Genomic DNA, 2,260 nt, shown 5'->3' on the forward strand with positions numbered 1-2,260 from the left:
AGGTTATGTCGGCCTCCGCTCGGGCAAGCGGCTGCAGGGCAAAGGCCGGCAGACCATTCCCGGCGGCGATGCACTGGTGATCCATACTCCGGGCGGCGCAGGATACGGTCCCGCCAGGGAGCGTCGGCGCGAGGCCGTCCGGGACGACCTGACGAACGGGCTGGTCTCGGCGGGAGCTGCCGAGCGCGACTATGCAGAGAAGCCGCAGCCTGCCGCGAGGGAGGTTGCCGACGTCAGATAGCCCGGTCGCACGCAGCGCCAAAAACAAAATCGGCCGGGTCATCCCCGGCCGGTTGTTTTGAAGCTGCAGGCGTCAGAAGTGGATCGTGCGGCCCGTCTCCATCGCCTGCGTAGCGGCCAGCGCGAAGCGCAGCGCCTGGAGGCCGTCGACACCGTCCGCCGAAGGCCTGCCCCGTCCGCGGACCGCGTCGACGAAGTCGCCGATGGTCTGGTCGTAGGGGATCACGTGCTCTACGGGCAGTTCACGCGTTCCCGACTGGGTACGCACCGTGACACGGCCCTGCGGCTTCTGCCACAAAACATCCGCGCCGAGCACGGAGCCCTTCGTGCCGTGGATTTCGACGGCGGTACCGCCAAATGGCACCAGGAAGGTGTCTTGGCAGATGACCAATAGGTGGCCGGGGAATTCCCAGACCGACGTCACATTGTCCTTGATCCCGTGCGGGGCGGCGCCTGAGGTCAGCCCCATCGCCGTCACGGCCACCGGATCGGCGTCGAAATAGTAACGCATCAGATCGACGTCATGCACGGTCAGGTCTAGGACGACGCCGGCGCCCGTCGACGGATCGTTCAGGCGCCAGCGCGCCAGATCACCCGGCAGATCCACCGTGAAGCCGATGCGTGCCGAGGTGATCTCGCCGAGTTCCCCGGACCTGATGACGTCCTTGATGGCTCGATGGGTCGCCATGTTGCGCAGGTGATGGTTGGTCGCCAGGACTACGCCGGCCTTGCGCGCCGCCTCAACCATGGCTTCGCCATCCTCGGTGCTGATACTGAGCGGCTTCTCGCAGAGAATGTGCTTGCCTGCCCTGGCGGCTGCGATTGCCTCTTCTCGATGTTTTTCGTTCGTGGTCGAAATGTACACGGCGTCGACTTCCGGGTCGGCGAGCAGCGACTCGAGGCTGGTGTGGTGACTATGCAGCTCGAGATCGCGCGCATAATCAGACGCGCGCTTCTCGTCGCGGCTGTAGACCGACACGACCTCGCAGTCCGGATGCTTGTTGATCGAGGCCGTCAACCATTGTTTGGCTATGTTGCTGGCGCCGATGAGGCCCCATCTGATTTTTTCTTGCCCGGTCATCTGAATCCTCTTCGGCTTGTGATGGGTCTGCGCGGGCGTTCGTATAAGCCCAGTCCGTGCGAATGAATGGAAGTCCCGTGATGACATCGGCCCGATGTCTCAAACGGCTGAAGCGCGGTCGCCCTTGCCTGCCGGTTTTCGTGTTGGCCGCAGTTCCCGACCTGCAATTGATGCCGGAGCGGCGGTCAGCCGCCCCGGCATACCAGGTCTTTGTCTAGAGCCCGGCAAGGCCCGACTTGAGGCGCGCGACCGCGTCACCCGACGTCAGCTTGGTGTTATTGGCGAAGGAGCTGATAACGTCCTCGAACACGCCGCGCACCTCGCGGGACTGGGCGTGGTTCTGGGATAGAGACGGCAGGACACCGCCCTTTTCGGCGGCGGCGGCGCGGTCTGCGATTGCTGCCTGCCCGCAGGCGTCGAAGGCTTTCGGATCGATGTCGGTGCGGGCCGGGATCGAGCCCTTGCGGATGTTGAACTCCGTCTGCACCGCCGGATCCATGGTCAGGCGCGCCATTTGCATCTGCGCCTGCCTCGCCGCCTCGTCCTTAACCGGAAAGAAGCCCCAGTAATCGGCTAGGAAGACATAGGTGCCGGCTGTCCCGGGTGCCGCCAGGCACAGGTAGTCGACGTCGGCCTTCTTGCTGGCCACCGTGAACTCCCCCTTGGCCCAGTCGCCCATGAAATGGAACGCGGCTTTGTCCTCGATCACCATCGCTGTCGCGAGGTTCCAGTCGCGGTTCGCCGCGCCGGCATCGGCGTAGCTCAACACCTTGCGGAAGGTATCGAACACCTGGACCATCTTGTCGCTTTCAAGCGACGCTCCGTCCAGTTCCTGGATCGCCTTCTTGTGGAAGTCCGCTCCGCCGACGCCCACCAAGATGTCCTCCCAGAGCATGAATTCTTGCCATGGCTGACCGCCGTGGGCGAGCGGCTGGACAC

1 protein-coding gene and 2 pseudogenes are annotated in these 2,260 nt (G+C 64.3%); 1 reads left to right on the plus strand and 2 read right to left on the minus strand.

Features of this window, described 5'->3' with window-relative positions:
- Positions 1–241, plus strand: a pseudogene (locus EOA85_RS37875) (hypothetical protein); the annotation flags it as partial.
- Between the two features lie 72 nt (positions 242–313).
- Here EOA85_RS37875 and EOA85_RS33170 read toward each other — a convergent pair.
- Together EOA85_RS33170 and EOA85_RS33175 are read right to left on the minus strand one after the other, a co-directional pair.
- Positions 314–1,408 carry a Gfo/Idh/MocA family oxidoreductase gene (locus EOA85_RS33170; RefSeq protein ID WP_127212525.1) on the minus strand — a complete coding sequence of 365 codons (1,095 nt, stop codon included), beginning with the start codon at positions 1,406–1,408 and terminating at the stop codon, positions 314–316.
- A 127-nt stretch (positions 1,409–1,535) separates the two neighbouring features.
- A pseudogene (locus EOA85_RS33175) lies at positions 1,536–2,260 on the minus strand (sugar ABC transporter substrate-binding protein); the annotation flags it as partial.

Origin of the sequence: Mesorhizobium sp. M5C.F.Ca.IN.020.29.1.1 (assembly GCF_003997375.1) — a bacterium.
Classification (GTDB): domain Bacteria; phylum Pseudomonadota; class Alphaproteobacteria; order Rhizobiales; family Rhizobiaceae; genus Mesorhizobium; species Mesorhizobium wenxiniae.

Bases quoted from the DNA above. Each gene is read 5' to 3' on its own strand.
- EOA85_RS33170 (WP_127212525.1), bottom strand. From the start codon at position 1,408: ATGTCATCACGGGACTTCCATTCATTCGCACGGACTGGGCTTATACGA.